Genomic DNA, 7,575 nt, shown 5'->3' on the forward strand with positions numbered 1-7,575 from the left:
AATGAGTAAAATAATAGATATAGGTCAATATATTGAAGTTGCAATTAATTGGCTTACAGAAAATTTTAAGCCTTTATTCGATTTTATAAAACATACGGGTAATTCATCCATTATCGGATTAGAGTGGATATTTTTAGCGATACCATTTTTTGTGGTGATTGCACTTTTTACAGGTTTGGCATGGTGGAAATCCGGCAAAGGAGTTGCGATCACAACTTTATTAGGACTGACGCTGATTTACATGATGGGGTTTTGGAAGGAGACGATGGAGACTTTATCATTGGTTTTGGTTGCAACGGCTACAGCTTTGATACTTTCTGTTCCCTTGGGTATTTGGGCTGCAAAAAATAAACTAGCTGCGAAGATTATCCGCCCCATGTTAGACTTGATGCAGACGATGCCTGCTTTTGTTTATCTGATACCGGCAGTGTTATTTTTTAGTATTGGTAAAGTTCCTGGAGCATTTGCGACTATTATTTTCGCTATGCCGCCAGCTGTTCGTTTGACGACTCTGGGTATCGATGCTGTGCCAAAGGATATTGTTGAAGCAGCACGTGCTTTTGGAGCTACCAATCGACAAATCTTGTTTAAGGTGGAACTGCCTTTAGCGATGAAAACTATTTTAGCAGGTATAAACCAGACTATATTATTGTCCCTATCCATGGTCGTGATTGCCGGAATGATCGCAGCAGGAGGTTTAGGAGAAAAAGTACTTGAAGGAATCAATAATCTGGATATAGGACTTGGATTTGAAAGTGGTTTGTCTGTCGTCATCTTAGCCATTATCTTAGATAGGATAACACAGGGTTTTGTACAGAATAAAAAATAATATGAAGAACATAAAATTAGCGTTAATCTGGGGCATTATCTTATTGCTAAGCGCTTGTCAGCCAGATGGCAACAAAAAATATATCAATGTAGGTATGGTGGATGGCTGGGCAGAAGGTGTTGCCATGACCTATGTAGCAAAGGCGGTTCTAGAAGAAATGGATTATCAACTGGTGATCCAGCGCGCTACACCCGATATGATATTAGCATCCATGAACAATGGCGATACAGATCTTTATATGGATGTTTGGCTTCCTTTGACTCATGGTTCTAAAATTGCAAAATTTCCCAATCTTGTTGATATCGGTACGAGTTATGCGCATGCCAGAAATGGTCTGGTTGTACCCGATTATGTGCCTATCAATTCGATAGAAGAGTTAAGAACACACGAAGGTCAATTTAATCATCAGATCATGGGTATTGAAAAAGGAGCTGGTATCACGGCTGCGGTAGATCGTACCATAAAAGACTATGATTTAAACTATCGACAGGTCAATTCATCCACCGTAGCGATGATCACTGAATTGCAGAATGCGATTAAAGAAAAACGCTGGATTGTCGTCGCGGCATGGCAGCCACACTGGATGTTTGGCAAGATGAAGTTGAAATTTCTAGAAGATCCGAGAGCATCTTTAGGAACCGCAGAGCAGATCAAGATTTTTACGCGCAAGGAATTTCCTGCTGAGCAGCCCGAGTTGACACGTTTCTTTTCTCAGGTTCATTTTGATATGGGCACTATGGCCAATTTATTGATGAAAATGGAAGAAAGTAAAGATAAAGAATCTACCGCAAAACAATGGGTTGCAGACCATCGATCTTTGGTCAATAGTTGGTTGCGATAGTAAAGATCTTGATGATTTTAATGGACTGAATTTTGTTTAATCTTTGGATTTTTGAATTTCATATAAAAAGCAAGTACTTTCGTATAATATTAAAATTTCTTCCTACCTTAAAGACTAGATTTGTTTAGCAGCATCGTTAATGTATGATGATTAATAATGCGGTATGGTTATATCTTAAATTAAGAATAATGATGGTCAAGCAGGTATTAATTTTTAAAAGCTCAGTAAAAACAAACGAAAAGAAAAACTTTTTAATGCAGATCTTAAAGGTTAATATGCCGGAAGTACAATCTGCAACCTTGGATCTGGATGACGAAGATTCTATCTTTCGTATAGAAACCGAAGGATGTTGTATGGATCGATTAATAAGTCTTCTACAAATTCATGACATTAAAATTGATTTCTTGGATCGATTTATAGTTGAAAATAGGAAAGCTGATACGGCATAAGGATACTTTTATGGTGTTTTCGCATAAAGATCTTTTTGTATGAAGATTGGATTTTCATTATTAATGCATAAAAATGCTTATTTTGTATTCGTATTTTTTTATTGGATAGTATTAAAACATATAGGCTGCACTTTGGCAGCCTCTATGTTTTAATACTAAAAACGGTAGGCGATACTACCTAAGATATTTCTTGGCATTTGCGGATTGACCGTTGTCCAACCTTTAAAGTAAGTTTGGTTGGTCAGATTATTTGCTTTAACAGCAAACTCCATATGTTTGTAACCATAAGACAGGCTGGCGTTCAGTAATGTATAAGACGGCAGTACAAAAGTTCCTGTAGGGATACTGTTGGTAATGATATTTTCACTAGCGTGATTAATTCCAAAACCAATACCTATACCTTTTAACGTTCCTTGTTGTAAAGTATAATTTGCCCAGATATTCGATAGATGTTTTGGGCCAGCTTCAGTAGGACGAAGGTTATTCACAGTAGCAGCAGCTTTTTTTGTTTTACTATCATTAAAACTATAGCTTAGGATGATATTAAGGCCTTGAATAGGAGCTGCAGTGAAATCAAAATCAATACCGCGACTTAGGCGTGTTCCATCCTGTACACTGATGTTGTATTTTTGTCCGTCGATTTCTACTGTTTCAGGACGGATCATGTGGTCGACACTGATGTCGTAGTAACTGGCAGTAAGACCGATTTTATCCTCAAGTAGATTGAATTTTACACCAGCTTCCCACTGCGAAGCCTGTTGAGGTTTGAAATCACCAGATATACTAGGGTGTGGTTGTACCACAGGTGATACGTTTTTAAAACCATTTTGATAGTTTGCGAAGAAGGAAACCTGATCTTTGATCGCTTCATAAACGAGACCGGCGCGTGGCGAAAAGGCTGTTTGGTTAAATGCTCCGGTAGTCGTATCCTTATCGATGTTATAAGTTCCTTTGTTATTGAAATAATCCATGCGTAAAGCAAGGTTTAAATGCAATTGTGAAGTTATGTCCAATACATTGGAAACATATGCACCAAATACTTCGGTGCGGCCGCGATTGTTGGTTTTTGAACCATTGGAAGCAGCAATTGCGGCGTCAATAAAAGCAGCGTTAAATTTGTAGTAATCCGGATCGTCGTATGAAGTATTGATCTGATCCGTCTGTACATAAGGAGAGTTGTGCGTTTCTGTTTTTTGAGAAAGAAAATCTAGGCCCACAAGTAATCTATTGCGCATACCACCGATATGAAAATCACCTGTAAAATTTTGTTGTGCATTGAAGTTAGTTGCTACATAATTTTGAAGAGCTGCATATCGGTTAATCAAGGTGTCGTTGGTATTTTGCAAGTACATAATGTATTGAAAGTAACCATCAGATTTACGTCTGTTATAATTGACAGTTGTGTTGGATGTCCACTTCTCATGGATACGGTAGGTCACATTTCCACGCAAGTTGGTACTTGGGTTTTTAAACGTTACATCATTGTTGGTGTAAGACTTGTTAAAGTTAAATTGTAATTCATCAGGCGTTCTTGCAAACAATTGACGGGAACGATTGAGGAATACCATCATAGGATTAGTCGCTTTGCTCTGATAAATTTCCGCATCCAGTTGAATGTCTAATTTGTCATTTGGTCTGTAAAGTAAAGAAGGTGCAACAAAAAATGATTTATTAAATCCTGCGTCCTGGAATGTCCCAGTGTGCGAATATGCTGTATTGATACGGCCGAGAAGTTTTTTGTTTGCTGTCAAAGGGCCGTAAACATCTGCTGTCACGCGATGTTGTGCATAGCTACCAAAGATATAATTGACACGTCCACCTATAGTATCCAACGGTTTTTTAGTGATGTTATTGATCAATCCACCAAAGCCAACTGCAGCACCACCATACAAAGAACCTGAAGGACCTTTAATCACCTCGATTGTTTCTAAATTAGCGGGATCAGGATTCGTGCTGGCAATGCTGACCACTCCATTGACCATCGCTGCCTGTGTCGTAAATCCACGTAAGGTGTAGTAGGAGACTCCATCTCCGGGGCGACCGGTCGCTGCCCATAATTTGTCAATACCCGAAACATTGGCCAATGCATCGTCATAATTTGTATTTACTTGACTTTTTAGCAATTCTTTGGTAACAACAGCATAAGATTGCGAGTTTTCCATATTGCGAAGAGGCATTTTAGATACGTATAAGCTTTGTTTGCGCGTATACTTATTCTTGTTAGTGCCATTGATCACTATTTCTTCTAGTGTGGATTGGTTCTCGGTAAGATAGATGTCAGCAATGGTATTTCTTTTTTCTTCTATCTGGATCTCTCGGGTCTGAGATTGAATGCCAATGGCTGAGATATAGATTTGTGCAGGACCGGGTTTTACTGATTTTATGAGATAAGAACCGTTGGCTCTAGTAGAAACGCTGATGTCCTGAGGAAGTAGTTTGACCGTGATGCCTTCAACTGGCTTTCCATCCGCGGAGAATATCTTCCCATATATTTCTGTTTTTTGTTGCGCCTGCGCTTGGAGAGCGCATGGAAGCAGCAGCATGAGGTAGATGATAATATTATTCATAGTGTTTATCATTTTTTATTTAGATTAATTATAAACAGTGCAAATATATTATTCATGTTACACTTTTCAAAGCGTAATTTTATTATCCTTTATTTTTATTGAAAAAAGATAGTTTATAAAGTTTTTGGTTGATTACAATCGTGCTGTATGAGATGCGCGAAAAGCTTAATATGGAGATAATGAGTGTGATGATACGTTGAAAATCATTTTATTTAAGATACTCATATTTTGTTGTCGTCTATGAAAATAGAGTCAATATGATCTATGGAAGATAAATTGACTCTACTTTTTAATGAACGATCTAATCAGAATATCGCAAGTAACTCAATTACACTCCAATGCTTTTGTAATGCAGTTGCGTTAATCCTGTTTTGAACTGTTTGGTTGAGACAAGTTTTAGGTTTTGCTCCGGTCTCCCGTCCTGAAAGAGTTTGGTTCCATTTCCAACTAAGATCGGAATAATCGAAATCACAAATTCATCAATTAAATTGTCCCTTAAAAGCGCATTGACGATTTCAGCTCCACCATCAATAAAAATTTTTTTTCCGGCTTCACTTTTCAATTTTAATATGAGGTCCTTTAGATCCGCTGTGTAGAAACTGGTGTTGCCAATAGCTGGTTTTGGAGTTCTCGTTATGATGTAAGATCGCTTATCTGCATGGTGAAATTCCGGAACGTGCCTCATGATCCAATCATATGTTTTTCTCCCCATCACTACCGTATCTACAGATGCTATAAACGTTGCATAACCGTAGTCTTCACCTTCCTGTTCTACTAGGGATAAAAAACCCAGGTCATCATTTGGTTTAGCGATATAGCCATCTAAACTCATGGCAATATATAGGATTACTTTTCTGTCTGCCATATGCTGTTTCTTTATTTTAAAATTATACTTCTTTCATTTACATACAATGGAAGTCAGGTTTCACTACTTTGATCTAGCATAGTAGGTTGAATCACGAACTTCTATATTTGATCATGGACTTAGTTATCTTTTAAGTTGACCTCTTTTTTTTCTCCATTTTTGTCTATGGTCACTCGTTTTTCTATATGAGCCTGATCCCTGTAATGCTGTCTAGCAGAGGCATAGTTAGTATTAGATCCGGTATATCCCCAGTAATTATAATAATTAGTATATCCAGTTACATACGAATAGTTATACGAGTTGGTAAAATCAAAACTGGCCATGATCACATATGTCCCAGGGAGAAGATCCGCAAATTCAAAATGTCCCTCATCATCATAAACCTTCGCTTTCTTAATTCCTGCTCCAAAATTTGAATCTAATGGTACCTCAGGTATTTTCCCTTGTTTTTTTATCTTTTTATTAACGGCGGTCCACTCTTCGTAGTATGCAGAATTTGGGAAAAGTGTGATTTCTGTACCCTTTGGAGCAAACTGTTTTTTGGCCGTATTGACCAGTCCGCCCAGTTTCTTGCCCGTGTTATCTTTTGCATAGGCTGTTCCTGTAATGACACTACTACCTGTTGTAATCTGCTGTACCGCCTGTTCTTTATTGAACTGACTTTTTATCGGTTGGTAGTCTAGTTCTTCATTGGTACAGATTTCCCACATGCCATTGCCCAAGGACATTTCCCGTTGCCATAAACGGTGATCTTTTTTGTCAATCACATAGTTGTAGATCGCTCCTGTGCTTTCTTCCAATACGGAGGCTAACCACGTATCATGGTTTCCGGTTTTAGGTGAACGATAAGCATAACTTTTAACCTCTTTGATGATGTAGTTGGAAGTTAAAGTATCCGAGTTGTCATCGTAATAAAACTGCGAAAAAGTTCCTTTATAGCCTACAGTGAGAGGTAAGGTGGTCATCATATTATCAGCTAGGTTGAAATCAATAAATGAACCTGGTGATTTTAAATTCAATATTTTATCCTTTTTGTTTTTTTTTGAATAATAATTCCCTCTTATGGTTTCTCCAAAATCGAGGTTGAATTTACTTCCGCTGCTTTCAGATTGGTAACTGATCGATCTTAGGGTCTTAGCATCTGCAACAGACGTTCGGATATTAGACCACTCATTACTTTTGTCTGTGTATTTGTAATGGAATATCAATTGATTGTTTTCGTAAGAGATGTCATAAGTCATCGTTCCTTTCTTTGTCCAGCTAGTATCCTTTACATAGTATACCGTGTATAAAGATTTTTGAGGTTTAAGATAAGACGTATTAATATCAGGACTGCCAGGTGCAATCATTTTTTGACAAAGTGCTATAAAAGGAAGCAGATTAAGTACGAGTATAAGAGTTTGTTTATTCATGTGCATTTTTACTATAAAAAAGATAAAAAGGGCGTTAAATATTCACTCATTTAATTTTTATCTAAGATAATAAAAATGTAAAAAAATAGAAGCACTTCAGTTCTTCGTATTTATCAAGCCACATTTATAGCCTATTTCTTTTTTTTCGGGTGCTGGGGATGTAATGATACTTATCTGAAGATATACTATGTTTATTACTTAATAGATATCTTGATGTTGCACCGTTTGATTTTGAAGTAATTAGATAATAGGATTATTAAAGTGAAGTACGCGGAGTGCAGAAGAATTTTAAATTTAAAAATTTATTTTTGATAGGTACAAGTCAGGTATAGCGTGTTAAAACTGAAATAGAGGTAGGCTGATATAGGACTTAATTTCTTTTGCGTATTGTTATGATAATAAAAATGAGGATGGTCAATAACAGAATTTTGCCTGCCAAAAAACCATAATCAAAACTGCTCATCGGAGTATTGCCGACAAATAGGATATTTAAAATACTGATTAGTATATATACACAAATTGCAATAGCTGTCCAGAAAAATACTTTTTTCATGATATAGATTATAGGATAGATTTAAAAGGCTGCCAGTATGCAGTGCCCCCAAAAAGTTA

General features: G+C 37.0%; 6 protein-coding genes. 3 read left to right on the plus strand and 3 right to left on the minus strand.

The window, feature by feature from the left end:
- Position 1: 1 nt before the first annotated feature.
- The 3 genes from B3P23_RS02035 to B3P23_RS02045 all read left to right on the plus strand — a co-directional run bounded on the left by B3P23_RS02035 (position 2) and on the right by B3P23_RS02045 (position 2,119).
- Complete coding sequence (locus B3P23_RS02035; RefSeq protein WP_248755735.1) at positions 2 to 829, plus strand: ABC transporter permease; 828 nt, start codon at positions 2 to 4, stop codon at positions 827 to 829.
- Between the two features lies 1 nt (position 830).
- Entirely contained in the window at positions 831 to 1,670 is an 840-nt protein-coding gene (locus B3P23_RS02040) for a glycine betaine ABC transporter substrate-binding protein (protein ID WP_293924117.1), read from the plus strand.
- Between the two features lie 188 nt (positions 1,671 to 1,858).
- On the plus strand, positions 1,859 to 2,119 hold the full coding sequence (locus B3P23_RS02045; protein WP_293924118.1) for a hypothetical protein: 261 nt from the start codon (positions 1,859 to 1,861) through the stop codon (positions 2,117 to 2,119).
- 155 nt (positions 2,120 to 2,274) lie between these two features.
- Here B3P23_RS02045 and B3P23_RS02050 read toward each other — a convergent pair whose 3' ends face one another.
- The 3 genes from B3P23_RS02050 to B3P23_RS02060 all read right to left on the minus strand — a co-directional run bounded on the left by B3P23_RS02050 (position 2,275) and on the right by B3P23_RS02060 (position 6,963).
- Entirely contained in the window at positions 2,275 to 4,686 is a 2,412-nt protein-coding gene (locus tag B3P23_RS02050; protein WP_293924120.1) for a TonB-dependent receptor, read from the minus strand.
- Positions 4,687 to 5,014: 328 nt separating this feature from the next.
- Complete coding sequence (locus B3P23_RS02055; RefSeq protein WP_045754701.1) at positions 5,015 to 5,551, minus strand: dihydrofolate reductase family protein; 537 nt, start codon at positions 5,549 to 5,551, stop codon at positions 5,015 to 5,017.
- 119 nt (positions 5,552 to 5,670) lie between these two features.
- Positions 5,671 to 6,963: a hypothetical protein gene (locus B3P23_RS02060; RefSeq protein WP_293924122.1), complete on the minus strand. Its 1,293-nt coding sequence runs from the start codon at positions 6,961 to 6,963 to the stop codon at positions 5,671 to 5,673.
- Positions 6,964 to 7,575 lie beyond the last annotated feature (612 nt).

This window comes from Sphingobacterium sp. UBA6320 (assembly GCF_002440335.1).
GTDB lineage: Bacteria > Bacteroidota > Bacteroidia > Sphingobacteriales > Sphingobacteriaceae > Sphingobacterium.